The sequence below is a fragment of the Streptomyces atriruber genome (assembly GCF_001418325.1).
Classification (GTDB): domain Bacteria; phylum Actinomycetota; class Actinomycetes; order Streptomycetales; family Streptomycetaceae; genus Streptomyces; species Streptomyces atriruber.
Genome location: NZ_LIPN01000360.1, coordinates 1 through 18,795 on the forward strand (window position 1 = coordinate 1; position 18,795 = coordinate 18,795).

Annotated in this window: 17 protein-coding genes; 9 read left to right on the forward strand and 8 right to left on the reverse strand. The window is 71.8% G+C overall.

Going from position 1 to position 18,795, the window contains the following annotated elements; genetic code table 11:
• Positions 1–197 precede the first annotated feature (197 nt).
• Positions 198–1,349 carry a C40 family peptidase gene (locus tag AOK03_RS31675; RefSeq protein WP_055568814.1) on the forward strand — a complete coding sequence of 384 codons (1,152 nt, stop codon included), beginning with the start codon at positions 198–200 and terminating at the stop codon, positions 1,347–1,349.
• On the opposite strand, the gene AOK03_RS31680 is transcribed toward AOK03_RS31675, so the two are convergent.
• Genes AOK03_RS31680 through AOK03_RS31700 form a run of 5 tightly spaced genes read right to left on the reverse strand, consistent with a single transcriptional unit; the run spans position 1,319 to position 6,981 of the window.
• Entirely contained in the window at positions 1,319–2,557 is a 1,239-nt protein-coding gene (locus tag AOK03_RS31680) for a styrene monooxygenase/indole monooxygenase family protein (RefSeq protein WP_055568815.1), read from the reverse strand. The two genes, AOK03_RS31675 and AOK03_RS31680, sit on opposite strands and share 31 nt — an antisense overlap.
• A gap of 27 nt (positions 2,558–2,584) precedes the next feature.
• Positions 2,585–3,202, reverse strand: a complete 618-nt coding sequence (locus tag AOK03_RS31685) for a GTP-binding protein (RefSeq protein ID WP_055568816.1) — start codon at positions 3,200–3,202, stop codon at positions 2,585–2,587.
• A complete protein-coding gene (locus tag AOK03_RS31690; RefSeq protein WP_055568817.1) occupies positions 3,183–3,593 on the reverse strand; it encodes a DUF742 domain-containing protein in 411 nt (136 codons plus the stop codon). Before AOK03_RS31690 ends, AOK03_RS31685 begins: the two co-directional genes overlap by 20 nt.
• Positions 3,590–4,087, reverse strand: coding sequence for a roadblock/LC7 domain-containing protein (locus AOK03_RS31695; protein ID WP_055568818.1), 498 nt, complete (start codon positions 4,085–4,087; stop codon positions 3,590–3,592). Before AOK03_RS31695 ends, AOK03_RS31690 begins: the two co-directional genes overlap by 4 nt.
• An 8-nt stretch (positions 4,088–4,095) precedes the next feature.
• Entirely contained in the window at positions 4,096–6,981 is a 2,886-nt protein-coding gene (locus tag AOK03_RS31700; RefSeq protein WP_425264429.1) for a sensor histidine kinase, read from the reverse strand.
• Between the two features lie 359 nt (positions 6,982–7,340).
• On the opposite strand from AOK03_RS31700, the gene AOK03_RS31705 reads away from it, so the two are divergent.
• Both AOK03_RS31705 and AOK03_RS31710 read left to right on the forward strand, forming a co-directional pair.
• A complete protein-coding gene (locus AOK03_RS31705) occupies positions 7,341–8,186 on the forward strand; it encodes a protein phosphatase 2C domain-containing protein (protein ID WP_055568819.1) in 846 nt (281 codons plus the stop codon).
• 177 nt (positions 8,187–8,363) lie between these two features.
• Positions 8,364–9,731, forward strand: a complete 1,368-nt coding sequence (locus tag AOK03_RS31710) for a YncE family protein (protein ID WP_055568820.1) — start codon at positions 8,364–8,366, stop codon at positions 9,729–9,731.
• A gap of 42 nt (positions 9,732–9,773) precedes the next feature.
• Here AOK03_RS31710 and AOK03_RS31715 read toward each other — a convergent pair whose 3' ends face one another.
• On the reverse strand, positions 9,774–10,313 hold the full coding sequence (locus AOK03_RS31715) for a MarR family winged helix-turn-helix transcriptional regulator (RefSeq protein ID WP_079075070.1): 540 nt from the start codon (positions 10,311–10,313) through the stop codon (positions 9,774–9,776).
• Positions 10,314–10,571: 258 nt separating this feature from the next.
• Between AOK03_RS31715 and AOK03_RS31720 the strand changes: the two genes are divergently transcribed.
• The gene (locus AOK03_RS31720) at positions 10,572–11,405 is read left to right on the forward strand and encodes a lysozyme (RefSeq protein WP_055568821.1); all 834 of its coding nucleotides are present in this window, start codon (positions 10,572–10,574) and stop codon (positions 11,403–11,405) included.
• 92 nt (positions 11,406–11,497) lie between these two features.
• Here AOK03_RS31720 and lon read toward each other — a convergent pair whose 3' ends face one another.
• The gene (gene lon / locus AOK03_RS31725) at positions 11,498–13,918 is read right to left on the reverse strand and encodes an endopeptidase La (protein ID WP_055568822.1); all 2,421 of its coding nucleotides are present in this window, start codon (positions 13,916–13,918) and stop codon (positions 11,498–11,500) included.
• Positions 13,919–14,073: 155 nt separating this feature from the next.
• Here lon and AOK03_RS31730 point away from each other — a divergent pair, with 155 nt between their 5' ends.
• Positions 14,074–14,703, forward strand: a complete 630-nt coding sequence (locus tag AOK03_RS31730) for a GNAT family N-acetyltransferase (protein WP_107098163.1) — start codon at positions 14,074–14,076, stop codon at positions 14,701–14,703.
• On the opposite strand, the gene AOK03_RS31735 is transcribed toward AOK03_RS31730, so the two are convergent.
• Positions 14,615–15,457, reverse strand: a complete 843-nt coding sequence (locus AOK03_RS31735) for a rhomboid-like protein (protein ID WP_244177826.1) — start codon at positions 15,455–15,457, stop codon at positions 14,615–14,617. The genes AOK03_RS31730 and AOK03_RS31735 overlap by 89 nt on opposite strands.
• Positions 15,458–15,658: 201 nt before the next feature.
• Between AOK03_RS31735 and AOK03_RS31740 the strand changes: the two genes are divergently transcribed.
• From AOK03_RS31740 to AOK03_RS43240, 4 genes are all read left to right on the forward strand, one after another.
• Positions 15,659–16,336 carry a spermidine synthase family protein gene (locus AOK03_RS31740; protein ID WP_055568824.1) on the forward strand — a complete coding sequence of 226 codons (678 nt, stop codon included), beginning with the start codon at positions 15,659–15,661 and terminating at the stop codon, positions 16,334–16,336.
• Between the two features lie 65 nt (positions 16,337–16,401).
• Complete coding sequence (locus tag AOK03_RS31745) at positions 16,402–17,139, forward strand: response regulator transcription factor (RefSeq protein ID WP_055568825.1); 738 nt, start codon at positions 16,402–16,404, stop codon at positions 17,137–17,139.
• Between the two features lie 19 nt (positions 17,140–17,158).
• Positions 17,159–18,238 (forward strand): HAMP domain-containing sensor histidine kinase, encoded by a 1,080-nt coding sequence (locus AOK03_RS31750; RefSeq protein WP_055568829.1) that lies wholly within the window; start codon positions 17,159–17,161, stop codon positions 18,236–18,238.
• 275 nt (positions 18,239–18,513) lie between these two features.
• Positions 18,514–18,795, forward strand: a 282-nt coding sequence (locus AOK03_RS43240) for a 2-oxoglutarate dehydrogenase E1 subunit family protein (RefSeq protein ID WP_167355660.1), incomplete at its 3' end; no start/stop codon positions are given.

Here is an 18,795-nt window from a genome sequence, read left to right on the forward strand (position 1 = left end):
GGCGTTTCAGGGGCGCGGGGAACTGCGCGACCAGCCCCCACCGACCCGCAGACATGCGACGCAACGTGCCACGCCGACGCCCCCTCCAGGGGTGACCCAAGTTGCGCCGACCGCCCCCGCCGGGAGGCGCCCCCCGCGCCGGGGCCTGATGCTCGCCCTGCGCGCAGGAAAGCCCTCCGCGCACCGGAGGTGATGACGTGTCAGGCACACTGCTGCGGTGGGTCTGCACCGGGGCCGCCCTCGGCGCCCTGTGCACAACCGCTCCCCCCGCCCACGCGGCCCCGGAACCGGGAGAACGCCCCGTCGCCGAGCTCCTGACGGATCTTCAGCGGCTGTACCGCTCGGCGGAGGAGACCTCGGAGACGTACAACGCGACCGAGGAGAAGCTGAAGGAGCAGCGCGCCAGGTCGGCGGTCCTGGACCGGAAGCTGGCGAAGGCGCGCGCCTCCGTGCGCGACAGCCGGGGCGACGCCGGCCGGTTCGCCCGCCAGCAGTACCAGGGCACCGGCACGCTCTCCCCGTATCTGCGTCTGCTGCTCGCCCGCGACCCGCAGCGCGCCCTCGACCAGGGCCGGGTCATCCGGCGGGTGGCCGCGGAGCGGGCCGCCACGATGCGGCGGCTGGTGGGCGGCGAGAAGAAGGCCGACGACCTCGCGGGCGCCGCGCAGCGGGCCCTCGCCGCCCAGACCGCCCTCGCCGCCCGGCAGAAGAAGCAGCGGGACGAGGTCGACGGACGGCTGCGGGACGTCGAGGAACTGCTCTCCTCTCTGACCGTCGACGAGCTGGCCGCGCTGCGGCAGGCGGAGGAGGCGGGCACGGCCGAGGCCCAGCGGAAGTTCCTGGCCTCCGGCGCCCTCGGCGGCAGCCCCGCGGGACGGCCGCCGTCGCGCCAGGGCGGCACGGCCCTCGACTACGCGGTACGGCAGATCGGGCGGCCCTACAAGTGGGGTGCCGAGGGACCCGAGGCGTTCGACTGCTCGGGGCTGACCCAGCGGGCCTGGGCGCACGCGGGCCGGGAGATCCCGCGGACCAGCCAGGGACAGTGGGCCGAGCTGCGCCGCATCCCGCTGACGAAGCTCCGCCCGGGCGACCTGGTCGTCTATTTCCCCGAGGCCACGCACGTGGCGATGTACCTGGGCGACGGCAAGGTCGTCCAGGCACCGCGTCCCGGCTCCCGGGTGAAGGTCTCCCCGATCGCGGCCAACCCGGTCCTCGGGGCCGTGCGGCCCGACCCCGGGGGCCGGGCCATGCACGGGTACACCCCGCCGAAGCTGCCCGCGGGCGCCACCTCAGGCAGCGACCTCGGGTACGGCGGGACTCAGGCGCCGGGCGCGACCGACTCCAGGTAGGCGGCCGCCTTGTCCGGGTCGAAGAAGAAGTTCTCGAAGTCCGCGGGGTCGTTGAAGCCGTTGGCGAACCGGTCGGCGACCGGCTGGAGCTGACCGGCCGCGCCGAGGATGTCGAGGACGTGCTCCGGCGGGGCGCCCAGCATCGCGTTCGTCCACTTGGTGACGTGCTGCGCCGTCTCCCAGTAGCGGTCGAAGGCCGACTGCATCCAGTCGCCGTCGAAGGGCTTGTCGCCGTGCTCGACGATGGAGGCGATGTACGAGGCGGCGCACTTGGACGCCGAATTGGAGCCCTGCCCGGTGATCGGGTCGTTGGCGACGACGACATCGGCGACGCCGAGGACCAGACCGCCGCTGGGCAGCCGCCCGATCGGCTTGCGCACGGTGGGGGCGTACCGCCCGGCCAGCGTGCCGCCCGCGTCGGTCAGTTCGACCTTCGTGGCGCGCGCGTACTCCCAGGGCAGGAACTTCTCCAGGAGTTCGAGGGTGAGCGCCAGGTGCTCCGAGGGGTCCTTGACGCCCTGGAAGACGTCGAGCGGGCCGCCGGGGACGCCCTCCCAGAAGAGGATGTCCGCGCGGCCGGAGGTGGTGAGCGTCGGCATGACGAAGAGCTCGCCGACGCCGGGCACCAGGTTGCAGCGCACCGCGTCGAACTCGGGGTGCTCGGGGCGCGGGCCGAGGCCGTGCACGTACGCCACCGAGAGCGCGCGCTGCGGGGCGTCGAACGGCGAGCGGGACGCGTCGCGCTCGAACATCGAGACGAGCTCGCCCTTGCCCGCGGAGACGAGCACCAGGTCGTAGGTGCGCGAGAAGTAGTCGAGGTCGGAGACCGCCGCGCCGTGGATCACCAGCTGGCCGCCGCGCTGCGCGAAGGTGTCCATCCAGCCGGCCATCTTCACGCGCTGGTCGACGGACTGGGCGTACCCGTCGAGCTTGCCGACCCAGTCGATGGCACGGGAGCCGTCGGGGCCCGCGACGGAGACGCCGACGCCCTCGATCTTCGGGGCCTGCGACTCCCAGAAGTTCGCCTGGATGTCGCGCTCGTGCTGGAGCGCCGTGTGGAACATGCACTGCGTGGACATGACCCGGCCGGACCGGATCTCGTCCGCGGTGCGGTTGGACATCAGGGTGACCTCGTACCCCTGCGCCTGGAGCCCGAGGGCGATCTGGAGTCCGGACTGGCCGGCTCCGACGACAAGTATCTTCCGCATGCGGGTCCTTCTTCTTCCTCGGGTCTCTTACTCGGGGGTCGCGTCGAGCGCGTGGCCGACCAGGGAGAGCAGTGACTCGATGACCGAGATCCGCTGCCTGGCGTCCATGATCAGTACCGGTATGTGCGGTGGCACTGTCAAGGCCTCGCGCACGTCGACCGCCTCGAACTCCTCGCTGCCGTCGAAGTGGTTGACGGCCACGATGTACGGCAGGCCGCAGCTCTCGAAGTAGTCGAGGGCCGGGAAGCAGTCGGACAGGCGGCGGGTGTCGGCGAGCACGACGGCGCCGATCGCGCCGCGCACCAGGTCGTCCCACATGAACCAGAAGCGCTGCTGACCGGGCGTGCCGAAGAGGTAGAGCACCAGGTCGTCGTCGAGCGTGATGCGGCCGAAGTCCATGGCGACCGTGGTGGTCGTCTTCTCCGGGGTCGCGGTGAGATCGTCGGTGTCGGCGCTCGCCTGGGTCATCAGCGCCTCCGTCTGGAGGGGCGTGATCTCGGAGACGGCGGTCACCAGCGTCGTCTTGCCGACGCCGAAGCCGCCCGCCACCACTATCTTCGTGGCGATCGGGGCGCGTGACCTGTCCGTCTGCCAGGCCTGCAACTGACCCTCGTTCGCGAGGAGTTCAGAGACGGCGGAGTCCACTCAGCACCCTTTCCAGCAGTGCGCGGTCGGGCTGTCCCGGGCCGTGGCCCGTTCCGTACACGCGGATCTTTCCCTGGTCGGCGAGGTCGCTGAGCAGTACGCGGACCACGCCGAGCGGCATCTTGAGGAGCGCGGCGATCTCCGCCACCGTGCGCATGCGGCGGCAGATCTCGACGATCGCCCGCATCTCCGGCATGACCCTCGACAGCGTGCCCTTGGGCAGTTCGAGGCGCTCGTCGGGCCCTTCGAGCGCGGCGTTGCTGGCCACGAACGTCTCGACGAGCAGGACGTGGCCGAACCTGGTCCGGCCGCCGGTCAGCGAGTAGGGGCGCACCCGAGCGGGTTTTCGTTCGCCGCCGCGCTGCGGCAGCTTCGGCGTCTTGCTGCTCATCGGGCACTCTCCATCGACTGGCGCAGTTCACTGCGGAGTTCGGGGGTGAGGACGTGCCCGGCACGGCCGACGAAGAGCGCCATGTGGTACGCGACGACGCTCATGTCGCAGTCCGGGGTGGCGTGCACGCCGAGGAGCGAGCCGTCACTGACCGCCATGACGAAGAGGCTGCCCTCTTCCATCGCCACCACGGTCTGCTTGATCCCTCCGCCGTCCATCAGCTTGGCGGCGCCGAGGGTGAGGGAGCCGAGCCCGGAGACGATGGTCGCGAGGTCGGCGCTGGAGCCCTTGGGGCCGGTGGGCTTGTCCGCGGGGCGTTCGGCGTTCCGCCCGGGGTCGGAGGAGAGCAGCAGCAGCCCGTCGGACGAGACGACCGCGACGGAGAGGAGCCCGGGCACCTCCTCCACCAGGTTCGTCAGGAGCCAGTGCAGGTTACGGGCTTCCCTGCTCAGGCCGTACGTGGCGGGTTCGGCGGAAGAACTGGGCGTGCGCATGGGCGCAGTCAACTGCTTGCCTCCTCGACTGGGTCCCCCATTACGTCTGCGGCTCGTTCGTTCTGCTCCGGCGGCCGGGCCGTCGGTTCTTCCCCGGCGATCTCGGCCTCCACGTCCCGTCGGCCGCTGATCGCGCCCTGGTGGAAGCCGCCCAGGCGGCGCCGGAGTGCTTCGGCGTCCACAGAGCCGGTGCGCGGCTTGGGCGCGGCGGCCGCGGGCGCGGTGATCTTCGGGGTGCGCTTGGGCAGCCCCTTGTCGGTGACGCGCTCCCACTTGGGGGGCGCGGACTCCGACTCGGACTCCGGCCCGGTCTCGGTCCCGGACTCGGGCTCGGGCTCTGCTTCGGGCTCGGGTTCCGGGTCCTGGTCCTCGGCGGTCGCCTCCGGCGCCGGGGGCGCCGCGAGCTCCATGGTCGTCTCCGCCGAAGGCGACGGTTCAGAAGGTGACGGTTCAGGAGACGGCGAAGGAGCGGGCGCGGGCGAAGGCAGCGCCGTCTCCAGCGTCCGCTCGGCCGCCGCGATGAGCGGGTCCTCCCCGGATGCGCTGGTCAGACGCCCCGGAAGTACGTTGGAGTTGGCCTCGGCCTCCGATCCCGGCAGATGGGTCAGGGGTTCCCCGGACCGCGGCGGCGTGACCACCGCGGCCTGCGACGGGGCCGCCGCGAGGATCCCCTCGGGCAGCACGACGACCGCCGCGACCCCGCCCTGCTTCTGGTCCCGCAGCCGCACCCGCGCCCCGTGCCGGGCCGCGAGCCGCGCGACGACGTACAGGCCGAGGCCGAGGCCGTCCCCGCTCTCCTGGTCGTACGCGTCGTCGGGATCGAAGTCGGCGAGGCGGGAGTTGAGCTCCCGCATCCGGTCCTGGGTGACGCCGATGCCCTCGTCCTGGACGGAGAGCATCACCTCGCCGTTCTCCAGGAGCCAGCCGGAGACCTCGACGGAGGAGTCCGGCGGCGAGAACGAGGTCGCGTTCTCCAGGAGCTCGGCGGCGAGGTGGCTGATGTCGTCCGCGGCGAAGCCCGCCACGTGGGCGTGCGGCGGCAGCGTGGCGATGCGGACGCGTTCGTACCGCTCGATCTCGGAGACCGCCGCGCGCACGACGTCGACGAGCGGGACGGCGCCGGGGTGCTGGTGGCCGTGGTCGGCACCGGCGAGGACCAGGAGGTTCTCGCTGTGCCGCCGCATGACCGTGGCGAGGTGATCGAGCTTGAAGAGCGTGGCGAGCCGGTCCGGGTCCTGCTCGCGGTCCTCCAGGTGCTCGATGACGGCGAGCTGGCGCTCCACCAGGCCGAGCGTGCGCAGGGCGAGGTTGACGAAGGTGCCGTGGATGGACTGGCGCACCCGCTCCAGGTGCGCGGAGGCCTCGGCGAGTTCCTCGCGCAGCGCCGCGCGCTCGTCGGCCATGGACTGCCGCTGCCCGATGAGGTGCTTGCGGTCCGATTCGAGGGTGGCGAGGCGCTCGGTGAGGGCGGCCGCGTGGCCGTGCAGCGCGTTGACGGAGCGTACGACCTGGGCGAACTCGTCGTCGCGGCCGGTGAACCTGATCGGCTCCTGGGGCGCGGGTTCGGTCGCGAGGCGGGCCGAGCCGAGGCGCAGGACGGCGAGCGGGCGGGTCAGCGAGCGGGCCGTGCCCATCGCGAAGCCGACGGCGACGAGCAGGCAGACGCCGACGAGCGCGATCCGGATCTCCAGCGCCGTGACGTCGTCGTCGCGCAGCTGGGCGAGGTGCTTGGTGCGCTCGACGCCGAGCGCGGACTCGGCGCCGCGCATCGTCTCGATGCGGGCGGAGAGGGCCGCGTCGACCTTCTCGCGGTCGTAGCGCCGGTCGGCCGCGGAGAGCTTGGGCTCGTCGGTGAGGCGTTCCAGGTACTTCTCGGCGGTGCCGACCTCGGAGCCGGTGACGGTCGATTCGTACGTGGCGCGGGCGGCGTCGCCCGCCGCGTCGCGGAAGTCGGCGAGGGCGGCGAGCTCGCGGACGCGGGCCTGCTGGGCGGCGGAGCTGAGCTCGTCGCGGCGCCGGGCGTCGGCCGGTGACTCACCGGTGGGGGTGGTCGGCAGGCCGGTGACCGGGTCGACGGAGGAGGTGCCGGTGGGGCGGGGCAGGGCGAGGGCGGCGAGGAGGAGGCCGCGGGCCGCGGCGGCCTGCTCGACGGCGTGGTCGAGGTCGGAGAGGGCGAGGGCGCCCCGGTTGGCCTCGGGGGGCAGCTGCTCGGCCAGCTCGCGGGTGAGGCCGTGCAGTTCGGTGATGACCTTGGTGTACGCCTCGTGGGCTTCGAGAGCGGTGCTCTTGCCGGTGAGCGCCGCTCTGCGCACGGCGGCGATGTCGGCGAGGTCGGCGCGCAGTCCGGCGGGCGCGTCGGCGCCGCGGAGCTCGTCGATCTGCCGGTCCACGCGGGCGCTGCGGCTCTCGGAGAGGCCCTTGCCCTGCGGCCGTCCGGAGGCGATGAACGTGGTGACCTCGTCCCGCTCGTCGGCGAGCGAGTGGCCGAGGGAGACCGCCTGCTGGGTCTGTTCGGCGAGGGTGACCAGGCTCTGCGTGTCGTTCAGGTCACCGGACGCGGCGACGACGGCGGGCGCACCCGCACCCGCGATGGCGGCGGCCACGACCGCGACGGCGACAATCAGCCGATTGCGCACGCGTGCGGTGGGCGCCTTGTTGACCGGGGGCGCCGACGCGTCGGGCGCGGCGGAGGCACCCGTCTTCGATCCCGGGGAGTCCGCACCCGCGGCAACCGCACCCGCGCCCGCGCCCGGCGAACCGGTGCCCGACGAGGCGTCCGTGGCCGTGCGCTCCGGCGCATGCTCGGTTGGAGTCGTCGCGCCCGGCGTGGCCCCTTCCGGGGTCGTCTGCTTGCCTTTGCGCCGAGGCCGCATCTTCTGCACCGGTGCTCGCATTCTTGTTTTTCGTCTGCCCTTGGGCCCGGGTGACGACCTGTCAACGCGAGCGCTCCCCCGGTACGGCTCCTGACCCTTCCAGTGCCGGTTGGTGGCGGTCGCGCATCGCCTGCCTGGCCACCCGAAGGAGTGAACATCGGCGGGGAGTTGGCGGGCAAGTCCCGGTTCGGCCGCCACGGGCCCGCTGCGGTGCGCCGGTTGGACGTCTCCCACCGGCTTTGGCAGGATGCGCCGCCACACCCCTGCCGGAGGTGATCATTCCGGTCGAATTCCGGCGTCCGGCCCACCCGTGAGTGCCGGTTCTCACCCCCTTTTCGGCATCTGGTGGACCCTGTGAAGGGCTCGTGCAGACTGGCTGAATGCGTATCGAACTCGCCACCGAGCCCGGTGACCCCGCACGCCCCAACGAGGACTACGCGTCGGTCGCGCTTCCCGCTTCCGGACAGGGCGGATCGCTCGTCCTCCTGGACGGCGTGACACCACCCGAGGGGTCGGTGGGCTGTCCGCATTCCGTCCCCTGGTTCACCGCGCGACTCGGTGGCGCACTGGGGGAACTGTCCGTTTCACGACGGGATATGACGCTCACTGAGGTCCTGGCGGCCGGCATCACGCGTACCGCCGAAGCCCATGGTTCAACCTGTGACCTTTCTCACCCGCGCACTCCTCAGGCAACCGTGGTGCTCGTGCGGTGGGACGAGGAGCGCGTCGAGTACCTGGTCCTGTCCGACTCGGCGCTGCTCATAGCGGGCCACGACGGCGAGGTGACCACCGTCCTGGACCGCCGCCTCGCCGAACTGCCGCCCACCGTGCACGCCCTGCGCGACCAGGTGCGCGCCCTGCCGCGCGGCTCCGCCGAGCGGGACGTGGCCGCCCGCGCCTACGGAGCCGCGGTCGAGGCGCTGCGCAACGCGGAGGACGGCTTCTTCACGGCCGCCTCCGACCCCTCGGCCGCCCTGCGCGCCGTCACCGGAGAGCTGCCGCGGGCGGACGTCACGGGAGTGGCGGCGCTCACCGACGGGGCCGGACGGTGGGTCGAGACGTTCCGCGAGGGCGACTGGGCCGACTGCTTCGCGCTGCTGCGCAAGCAGGGGCCGCAGCATCTGGTGGACCGCGTGCGGGAGTTGGAGCGCGCGGATCCGGACCGCCTCGCCTTCCCGCGCGGGAAGCGGCACGACGACGCGGCGGTCGTGTACGCGGAATGGTGAGGGAAAGGCAGCACCACTCGCGGGAAAATACATCTCCCCCCATCTCCGGAACATTTCAACTGAAGTAGAGATCAGGAATTCGGAGTTGAAATTCCGCTCCCGGAAAGGGAAGGATCGAATGCGAGGAGACCGCACGGCCATGCCCGGCCGTGCGCCCACGCACAAAAGGAGAATGGGATGTCGCGCAGAGCGGCCATCTTCGGCGCCGCGCTCGCGGCCGCACTGGTCATCACCGGCTGTGGTGCGGACGAGAAGGACGGCGGGAGCGGCGGCGAGGGCGGTGGCGGTTCGGAGTCGGCGGCCGTCGACGCGGCATTACTCGGCAAGGTGCCCACACCCGAGGTGAGCGAGATGGCGGGCGCCATGGGAATGTGGACCACGGAAAAGAATTTCGTGAAGGCCGGGTTGAAGAAGATATCCGGATATCCGCTGACCGGCGGAAAGGCAGAGTGGGAGATACCGCTCGGCGGCGAGGTCTGCTGGTCCTCGCCGCAGGCCACGGAGGACGGGCTCGTCGCCGTCCTCTTCCAGAACGACAAGGACGACCCCGCGGTCTGCACCGAAGTCGGCCTCGTCGACATCACCAAGGGCAGGCTGCTGTGGCAGAAGCAGGGCCTGAACAGCTACGGCGACCGCCAGATGTTCGACGAGGTGACCATCGGCGGCGGCACCGTGGCCGCGGCGGGCACGAGCGCCAGTGCGGGCTGGACGACCGGCGGCAAGCCGCTGTGGACGCCCGCCGCCACCGAGGACGAGAAGTGCCCGGCGAAGGGCTTCGCGGGCGAGGGCGCGAAGCTGGTCGTGGTGCGCGACTGCGGCGACACCGATCACCCGCGGCTCACCCTGCAGACCGTCGACCCCGCGACGCGCGCGGTGAAGTCCGCCTACGAGTTCGAGCAGGGCACCGAGGACGCGCACGTGGTCTCCGCCGACCCGCTGGTGGTCGCCGTGGACGACGGCGACTCCCCCGGGGGCTCCGGCATCACCGAGTTCCTGTCGCTGGACGACTCCGCGGCACGCGGCAAGCTGCTCGCCACGATCGGCACGAAGGGCGGCAAGTACGGGAAGTACGACGCCGAGTGCGCCGGCACGAACGTCACGAACTGCTCGCAGCTGGCCGTCGACAAGAAGACCGGCACGCTGTTCCTCGGCACCCGGGACGCGGGCGCCGGTTCCGAGGGCGACAACGACGTCGTCGCCCTCGACCTGAAGACCGGGAAGAAGAAGGGCACCACCCAGGGGACCGACGAGGGTGCGCTGATCCCCGTGGGCGTGGACGAGGACGGCAAGGTCGTCGCGTACCAGGAGGCGAACATCGTCGGCGAGGCCGGCGGCGCGGTCTGGCGGATCGACCCGGCCACCTTCGAGAAGACGAAGGTCCTGCAGAACCCGGGCAGGAGCTACGAGATGGAGGCGCGCTTCGAGACGGACCGGCGGCTGCTGTTCGCCGGTGAGCGGCTCTACCTCGGCGCCGACCACGTCAGCGAGCCCTCCGAGGTCTACGAGGACAAGCAGCCGCTGGCGGTCGTCTTCGGCGCGAAGTAGCCGCCGCCCCCGATGCGGGTGCGGGCATCCGGGCCGACGGGCTCAGGTGTCCGCGCTCGCGTTCAGCCGCCCGAGCAGCCGGGCCAGTTCGGAGACCTCCGTCCGCTCCCAGCTGGCGAGCCGTCGCACGTACTGGGCGCGGCGGGCGGCGCGCACCGTACGGAAGCGGGTGCGGCCGTCTGGCGTGAGCCGGATGAGCCAGGCGCGCCCGTCGGCGGGGTCGGGCTCGCGCGCGACCAGGCCCAGCTCCTCCAACGCCCGCAGCTGGCGGCTCATCGTGGCCTTGCCGACGCCGATGAAGGCCGCGAGATCGGTGGCCCGCTGCGGGCCCGAGTCGTCCAGGCAGACCAGCAGTCCGTACGCCGCGGGCTCCAGGTCGGGGTGGACCTGCCGTGCCATCTCGCCCGAGGAGGCGCGGGCGCGGCGCATCAGGAGGGACAACTCCCGTTCCAGGGAGAGGAACTCGCGGTCCTCCCCCTGTGCCTCCTGAGCCTCGTGCCCGATGTCGTCCCGCTCCGCCTCGACACCGTGCTCCACGTCGTCCTGCGCGCCGGGCTCCACGCCCTCTTCTGCAGCACCCATGTCCCGCTTTCCCGATTCTGAAAGTTATCGCCGGAAGGCCCTCGCACCGCGGCCGTCGCGACAGCGGTCTGACCAGTATTTCGCAAGGTCCGGGCGGTGCCGCTCCGGTGGCGCCGCCACAGGAGTGGACCAACGGCAGAACTCTGGCCCTCTTCCCTAGCGGCGGTCTACGTGCGTAGCTTTTCAAGTGACATGTTCACACCACTGCATGTCGACAGGTCCCCACCGAGCACCACCGAGGCCTTCGGAGGCACGCACATGCCCGTGCACAGACCCGGATCGGCCCGCCGCTCGCGCTTGTCGCCGGCGGGGGTTCTCCTCGCAGCACTCTCCGCTCTCTCCCTCCTCCTGACGCTCCCCACAGCGGCCCGGGCGGACGACGTTCCCGACCGCGGGACCGCCCGCCTCGGCCAGGGCGTCATCGAACACGACGGCCAGGGCGGCCTGCCCACCGGCGGTGACGCCGCCCAGACCGAGGGCGTCGACGTCAGCAGCCACCAGGGCAACGTCGCCTGGCAGACGCTCTGGAACAGCGGCGTGAAGTGGGCCTACGTCAAGGCCACCGAGAGCACGTCGTACAAGAACCCCTACTTCACCCAGCAGTACAACGGTTCGTACAACGTCGGGATGATCCGCGGCGCGTACCACTTCGCGACGCCCGACACCTCCAGCGGCGCCACGCAGGCCAACTACTTCGCGAGCAGCGGCGGCGGCTGGTCGCGCGACGGCAGGACGCTGCCGGGCGCGCTGGACATCGAGTGGAACCCGTACGGCGCGGCCTGCTTCGGCAAGTCGCAGTCGGCGATGGTCAGCTGGATCCGTGACTTCCTGACCACCTACAAGGCCCGCACCGGCCGCGACGCCGTCATCTACACCGCCACCAGCTGGTGGAAGCAGTGCACCGGCAACTACAGCGGCTTCGGCGCAAGCAACCCGCTGTGGATCGCCCGCTACAACACGAGCCCGGGCGAACTCCCGGCCGGCTGGGGCTTCCAGACGATGTGGCAGTACACCTCGTCCGGCCCGACCGTCGGTGACCACAACAAGTTCAACGGCGCCCTCGACCGCGTGGTGGCGCTCGCCAACGGCTGAGCGCACGGACGGCGGCCACTCCGGGGCGGGAGTGGCCGCCGTTCCGATGTGCGGTTCCACATGCGGTTCCACGTGCGGTTCCGCGTGCCGTCCTACGCGGCGGCCGGGACCTTCACCTCGGCCTCCGTGAGGGCCAGTTCGAGCACCTGGCGCACATCCGTGACCGCGTGCACGTCGAGCTTCTCCAGGACCTCGGCAGGGACGTCGTCGAGGTCCGCCTCGTTCCGCTTCGGGATGATCACCGTGGTGATTCCGGCGCGGTGCGCGGCGAGCAGCTTCTGCTTGACGCCGCCGATCGGCAGGACGCGGCCGGTCAGCGAGATCTCACCGGTCATCGCCACGTCCGTGCGGACCAGGCGGCCGCTGAGCAGCGACGCGAGGGCGGTCGTCAGGGTGACGCCCGCGCTCGGCCCGTCCTTCGGCACGGCGCCCGCGGGGAAGTGGATGTGCACGCCCCGCTCCTTCAGGTCGCCGACGGGCAGCTCCAGTTCGGCGCCGTGCGAGCGCAGGAAGCTCAGCGCGATCTGCGCCGACTCCTTCATCACGTCGCCGAGCTGGCCGGTGAGGGTGAGCCCCGAGGCGCCGGTCTCCGGGTCCGCGAGCGACGCCTCCACGAAGAGCACGTCGCCGCCCGCCCCGGTGACCGCGAGCCCGGTCGCCACGCCCGGCACCGCCGTGCGCCGCTCCGCCGGGTCCTGGGCGGACTCGGGCACGTGGTGCGGCCGCCCGATGAGGCCCCGCAGGTCCTCGTCCGTGACCGTGAACGGCAGCTCGCGGTCGCCCAGTTCGTGCTGGGCCGCGACCTTGCGCAGCAGTCGCGCGACGGACCGCTCCAGGTTGCGCACGCCCGCTTCGCGCGTGTACTCACCGGCGAGCTTGCGCAGCGCGCTCTCGTCGAGGACCACCTCGTCCTCGTCCAGGCCCGCCCGCTCCAGCTGGCGCGGGAGCAGGTGGTCGCGGGCGATGACGACCTTCTCGTCCTCGGTGTAGCCGTCGAGCCTGACGAGCTCCATGCGGTCGAGCAGGGCCTCGGGGATGGCTTCGAGCACGTTGGCGGTGGCGAGGAAGACGACGTCGCTGAGGTCCAGCTCCACCTCCAGGTAGTGGTCCCGGAAGGTGTGGTTCTGTGCCGGGTCGAGGACTTCGAGGAGGGCGGCGGCCGGGTCGCCCCGGAAGTCCGAGCCCACCTTGTCGATCTCGTCGAGGAGCACCACCGGGTTCATGGACCCGGCCTCCTTGATGGCCCGCACGATGCGTCCGGGCAGCGCGCCCACGTACGTACGACGGTGGCCGCGGATCTCCGCCTCGTCGCGTACGCCGCCGAGCGCGACCCGCACGAACTTGCGGCCCATGGCATGCGCGACGGACTCGCCGAGGCTCGTCTTGCCGACGCCGGGCGGGCCCACCAGGGCGAGCACCGCGCCGCCGCGGCGGCCGCCGACGACGCCGAGGCCGCGGTCGGAGCGGCGCTTGCGCACCGCGAGGTACTCGGTGATGCGCTCCTTCACGTCCTGCAGTCCGGAGTGCTCGGCGTCGAGGATCTCCTGGGCACCCTTGATGTCGTACTCGTCCTCGGTGTGCTCGCTCCAGGGCAGTTCGAGGACGGTGTCCAGCCAGGTCCTGATCCAGGAGCCCTCGGGCGACTGGTCGCTGGAGCGCTCCAGCTTGTCGACCTCCTTGAGGGCGGCCTCGCGGACCTTCTCGGGGAGGTCGGCGGCCTCGACGCGGGCGCGGTAGTCGTCGGACTCCTCGGCCGCGTCCTTGCTGTCGCCGTTGAGCTCGCGCAGCTCCTTGCGGACGGCGTCGAGCTGCCGCCGCAGCAGGAACTCGCGCTGCTGCTTGTCCACGCCCTCCTGCACGTCCTTGGCGATGGACTCGGCGACGTCCTGCTCGGCGAGGTGCTCGCGCAGCTGCTCGGTGGCGAGCTTGAGGCGGGCGACCGCGTCCTCGGTCTCCAGGAGCTGGATCTTCTGCTGGGTGGTCAGGAACGGGGAGTAGCCGGAGTTGTCGGCGAGCGCCGAGACGTCGTCGATCTGGGTGACCCGGTCGACGACCTGCCAGGCGCCGCGCTTCTTCAGCCAGCTGGTGGCGAGCGCCTTGTACTCCTTGACGAGCTCGGTGACGGCGCCCGGGAGCGGCTCGGGGACCGCGTCATCGAGCTTCAGGCCCTCCACCCAGAGGGCGGCGCCGGGGCCGGTCGTGCCCGCGCCGATGCGCACGCGGCTCCGGCCGCGGATGAGGGCGCCGGGGTCGCCGTCGGAGAGGCGGCCGACCTGCTCGACGGTGCCGAGGACGCCGGTCGACGCGTACGTACCGTCGATCCGCGGAACAAGCAGCACCTTCGGCTTGCTGTCGCCATGGGAACGGGCGGCGGCCTGTGCGGCCTCCACCGCCGCGCGCACATCGGCGTCGGACAGGTCGAACGGGACCACCATGCCGGGCAGGACCACCTCGTCGTCGAGCGGCAGCACAGGCAGAGTGAGCGATGTGTACGAGGTGGACTCAGTAGCCATGATCTCCCTTTCGGCATTCAAGTTGAGCTGTATCGACTCAATGCTTGTGAGCTTCGAGATGTTCCCCGGGGCATGTTCGCTGTGAGCGATCACAGGAAGGACGGGCCGGGACCCCGGCCGGGGCGACGAAGATCATCGTGTGCAGAATGGCCCGCATGCCTACCCAGCAAGCCCCGCAGACCGGTCCGCCCGCCCCGCGGACCTCGGGCGTCGACGACGCCGCGGCGATCGGCCGCACCCTGGCCCTGGCGTTCGACGACGACCCGATGATGCGCTGGTTCTTCCCGGCCGACGCCGGGCGCGAGGCGGGGCTCGGCCGCTACTTCGCCACGCTCTTCACCCGGCAGTACGTCCGCCACGGCCGCTGCGAGCACACCTCGGCGGCGGCCGCCTACTGGGTGCCGCCGGGCGCGCAGGACAAGGCCGCGCCCGACGCGGAGACCGTCGCGGAGCTCTCGGAGATCCTGGGCGACCGGGCCCCGCTGTTCCGCGAGGCCGTCGCGGCCGCCGCGGGGCACGGGCCCCAGGAGCCGCACTGGTACCTGGCCGTGCTCGGCGCCGATCCCGCCGTCCAGGGCCGGGGTCACGGGTCCGCCCTGCTGCGCTCAGGTCTCGCGCGGGCCGACGAGGCCGGGCTGCCCGTCTACCTGGAGTCCTCCAAGCCGACGAACCTCCCGGTCTACGAGCACTTCGGATTCACGGTGCTCGACGAGGTCCGGCTGCCGGGCGGCGGACCGGCCCTGTGGCCGATGCGGCGCGCGCCGCGGCCTCGGACCGGCGCCTGAGCAGCGGCCAGGTGAGGACGCCGATCCCCAGCGCGAGCAGGTGGCCCCAGTTGGTCATCGGGTCGGTGAACGCGATCAGGTCGTCGACCAGCATCCCGCCGAAGCAGACGAGGACGGTCCAGCGCAGCCACGGCATGAGGAGTCCCGCGAGCGCGCCGACGCTCGCGGCGACACCGAAGCTGATGCCGTAGTCGAGCCGGTGCAGCGAGCTGTCGGGCAGATGACCGGCGAGGACGGAGAAGCCGACCGGGACCTCCGTCGCGAGCGTGGCGACGACGTGCCCGAGGAGGAAGACACCGGCGGCCCGCAGACCGCCGATGCGGCGCTCCAGCGCGGTGAGCACCAGCAGGAAGACGATCGCGTACGGGGACGTGATGCCCCCGGCGATCCACAGGGCGCTGGCGACCAGGACGAGGACGGGGCTCTGCGAGAGGTGTGCCACGTCGGTGCTCGAACCGTGCAGGAGCGAGTCGACGAGCTCCGGGTCGGCGTACTGCGTCAGGAGCGACGTGGCGGCGAGCACCACGGCGTACCCGAAGGTGAAGGGCGTGCCGGTGGGCGTGGGCAGGAGCCGCCAGGGGCGGAGCCGCCGGACGGACGCACCGGCGGAACGTTCCGCCGTCTCCGGCGTCCCCGGCTCGCGGTCCTCCGCCGTCCGGGGTGGCCTGCGCGTCGACTGCCGCGGTATTCCGTTCAGGGTGCCCGGCGTCTCGGCGTCGGGCGCGGCCTCGGCGGGCTGCACGCTCTGGTTCACGGGTGAGGCGCTCCTTCCGTCCCACCCCACCCTTTGCCCTCTTTTCCGGCCTTGTCTATGACGGGCGCCACGTGAGGTGCGTCTCACACGGCAACCCGCGGGACGGCTCGTGCGTCGCCGGTCCGCGGCCCACCGGAGAACCGCCGACGGGCGGCCGTGAATTCCGCCCGCCGCCGGGCCCGCGGAAATACGCTGTGCGCCATGCACACCGACACCACCGCCCCCGTCGTGCTCGACCGGCGCGAGGGTCCGTACGGCGAGGTCGTCCTGCGGCGCCACGGTGAGCTGCTGCAGATCATCGCCAACGGCTGCTTCCTGATGGACACCTCCGACGGCCGCTCGGAGCGCCTCCTCGTCGACGCGGCCCGCGACGCCCTCGACGACCGCCGGGATCCGGCCCTCCTCATCGGCGGCCTCGGCGTCGGCTTCTCCCTCGCGCACGCCGCCGAGGACCCCAGGTGGGGACGCATCTCCGTGGTCGAACGGGAGCAGGCGATCATCGACTGGCACCACGCGGGACCGCTCGCCGATCTCTCCGGATCCGCGCTCGGCGACACACGTGCGCAGATTCTTCACACGGACCTCGTCGCGTACATGTCCGGAGCCACCGAGACGTACGACGCCCTCTGTCTCGACATCGACAACGGCCCCGACTGGACGGTGACGGAGGGCAACAACTCCCTTTACTCGCCTGCCGGTCTGGCCGCCTGCAAAGCCCGCCTCAACCCCGGCGGAGTGCTCGCCGTGTGGTCCGCCCAGCCCTCGTCCGCTTTCGACGACGCTCTACGGAATGCCGGATTCCAGGGGGTACGAACCGAAGAGATCCCCGTTGCCCGAGGCGTCCCTGACGTGGTCCACCTCGGCGTCCGGGCTGCGTAGCCGAGGTGCCTTCGCGCCCCGTACTCTGCTGACCGAACACAAGCGATCAGTGTCAGGGGCGGGCGATGGAGCAGACACACACCTCCCACAACGGCGCCACGGCGATGCCGGGCGCCCAGCGCCGGGTGCTGGTGGTCGAGGACGACCCGACGATCGTCGACGCCATCGCGGCCCGGCTGCGTGCCGAGGGTTTCGTCGTGCAAACGGCCGGAGACGGCCCTTCGGCGGTCGACACCGCCCAGGCGTGGCAGCCCGACCTGCTGATTCTCGACATCATGCTGCCGGGCTTCGACGGCCTGGAGGTGTGCCGCCGGGTGCAGGCCCAGCGCCCCGTCCCGGTCCTCATGCTCACCGCGCGTGACGACGAGACGGACATGCTGGTCGGGCTCGGCGTCGGCGCGGACGACTACATGACCAAGCCGTTCTCGATGCGCGAGCTCGCGGCCCGCGTGCACGTCCTGCTGCGGCGCGTCGAGCGGGCCGCCCTGGCCGCGACGACGCCGCGCAGCGGCATCCTGCGCCTGGGCGAGCTGGAGATCGACCACGCCCAGCGCCGGGTGCGGGTGCGCAGCGAGGACGTCCATCTGACGCCCACCGAGTTCGACCTGCTGGTCTGCCTGGCCAACACCCCGCGCGCCGTCCTCTCGCGCGAGCAGTTGCTCGCCGAGGTGTGGGACTGGGCCGACGCGTCCGGCACCCGCACCGTCGACAGCCACATCAAGGCGCTGCGCCGGAAGATCGGGGCCGAGCGGATCCGCACGGTGCACGGCGTGGGATACGCGCTGGAGACCCCCACCCCGTGAGCCGGAGGCGGGTGACGTGATGCACGGGCCCTTCGGAGGACTGCGGCCGTTCTCCATCAAGACCAAGCTCGGCGCTCTCGTGGTCGTCTCGGTGTTCATCACCACGGGCCTGCTCCTCGTGGCCATGAAGACCGAGACCGAGCTGCGCTTCATCACGGTCTTCTCGGTGATCGCCACGCTCCTCATCACGCAGTTCGTGGCGCACAGCCTCACCGCCCCGCTGGACGAGATGAACGCGGTGGCCCGCGCCGTCTCGCACGGCGACTACACGCGCCGGGCGCGCGGCGCCGACCGGCGCGACGAGCTGGGCGACGTGGCCTCCACGATCAACGCCATGGCCGACGACCTGGAGGCCCAGGACACCCAGCGCAAGGAGCTCGTCGCCAACGTCTCGCACGAGCTGCGCACCCCCATCGCGGCGCTGCGCGCCGTCCTGGAGAACGTCGTCGACGGCGTGTCGGCCGCGGACCCCGAGACGATGCGCACGGCCCTGAAACAGACCGAGCGCCTGGGACGGCTCGTCGAGACCCTCCTGGACCTGTCCCGCCTGGACAACGGCGTCGTGCCCCTCAAGGCCCGCCGCTTCGAGGTGTGGCCCTACCTGTCGGGCGTCCTGAAGGAGGCCAACATGGTGGCCTCCGCGCGCGCGGGCATCGCGTCGGGCTCCGGCAGCCACACGCGTACGGACGTCCATCTCCACCTCGACGTCTCGCCCCCCGAACTGACGGCCCACGCGGACGCGGAGCGGCTCCACCAGGTGGTGGCGAACCTCATCGACAACGCGGTCAAGCACAGCCCGCCGCACGGCCGCGTGACCGTGCGGGCCCGGCGCGGCCCCTATCCCGAGTCCCTGGACCTGGAGGTCCTCGACGAGGGCCCCGGCATCCCCGAGTCGGAGTGGCACCGCGTCTTCGAGCGCTTCAACCGCGGCAGCCACGCGGGCGCCCCCGGAAAGGGCTCCGGCAACGACGGCGGCACGGGCCTCGGCCTGGCCATCGCGCGCTGGGCGGTCGATCTGCACGGCGGCCACATCGGGGTGGCCGAATCACCTCGCGGCTGCCGGATCCAGGTCACTCTTCCGGGCCTGCCCGAAGCGTGAAGTTGACGTAGGGTTCGAGAGCAAGCGATTCGCGGGGGCCTCTTCGGGGCACCCGGGGGGCGCCGCCGCGCGTAGACGTCGTACCGACGTACCCGCGCGGCCATCTGGCGTTGCAGAACCTCGCTTGTTTCCCGCCATTTACAGCGCCGAAACCATCGATCCAGTGTGACTTACGCGACGGATGCCGGGCCCGGTCTGCACCTCACGCCCTGGGAGGCGTAGCCTTTATTTCCGCTGTCCATCACCTTGTGAAGCGGAAGAGGGCGGTTACCGCCGTGTCGTCACAGTCCCCCAGTAGCTCGAGCATCTCGACCGACCAAGACGGGCAGGGCAAGGACCCTGCCGCTGCCTTCGGTCCCAACGAGTGGCTCGTCGACGAGATCTATCAGCAGTACCTCCAGGACCCGAACTCGGTCGACCGAGCCTGGTGGGACTTCTTCGCCGACTACAAGCCAGGCGTGGCCGCCTCCGTGGCCGCCGCCCCGGTGAAGCCGGCGGGTGACGCGGCCGCGGGGGCCGCGGCCACCAGTGCTCCCGCCGCGCCCGCCGCCCCGGCG

Coding starts and splice junctions, on each gene's coding strand:
- AOK03_RS31680 (WP_055568815.1), bottom strand. CDS start 2,557: ATGCGGAAGATACTTGTCGTCGGAGCCGGCCAGTCCGGACTCCAGATC.
- AOK03_RS31690 (WP_055568817.1), bottom strand. CDS start 3,593: ATGAGCAGCAAGACGCCGAAGCTGCCGCAGCGCGGCGGCGAACGAAAA.
- AOK03_RS31695 (WP_055568818.1), bottom strand. CDS start 4,087: ATGCGCACGCCCAGTTCTTCCGCCGAACCCGCCACGTACGGCCTGAGC.
- AOK03_RS31700 (WP_425264429.1), bottom strand. CDS start 6,981: ATGCGAGCACCGGTGCAGAAGATGCGGCCTCGGCGCAAAGGCAAGCAG.
- AOK03_RS31705 (WP_055568819.1), top strand. CDS start 7,341: ATGCGTATCGAACTCGCCACCGAGCCCGGTGACCCCGCACGCCCCAAC.
- AOK03_RS31710 (WP_055568820.1), top strand. CDS start 8,364: ATGTCGCGCAGAGCGGCCATCTTCGGCGCCGCGCTCGCGGCCGCACTG.
- AOK03_RS31715 (WP_079075070.1), bottom strand. CDS start 10,313: ATGGGTGCTGCAGAAGAGGGCGTGGAGCCCGGCGCGCAGGACGACGTG.
- AOK03_RS31720 (WP_055568821.1), top strand. CDS start 10,572: ATGCCCGTGCACAGACCCGGATCGGCCCGCCGCTCGCGCTTGTCGCCG.
- lon (WP_055568822.1), bottom strand. CDS start 13,918: ATGGCTACTGAGTCCACCTCGTACACATCGCTCACTCTGCCTGTGCTG.
- AOK03_RS31730 (WP_107098163.1), top strand. CDS start 14,074: ATGCCTACCCAGCAAGCCCCGCAGACCGGTCCGCCCGCCCCGCGGACC.
- AOK03_RS31740 (WP_055568824.1), top strand. CDS start 15,659: ATGCACACCGACACCACCGCCCCCGTCGTGCTCGACCGGCGCGAGGGT.
- AOK03_RS31745 (WP_055568825.1), top strand. CDS start 16,402: ATGGAGCAGACACACACCTCCCACAACGGCGCCACGGCGATGCCGGGC.
- AOK03_RS31750 (WP_055568829.1), top strand. CDS start 17,159: ATGCACGGGCCCTTCGGAGGACTGCGGCCGTTCTCCATCAAGACCAAG.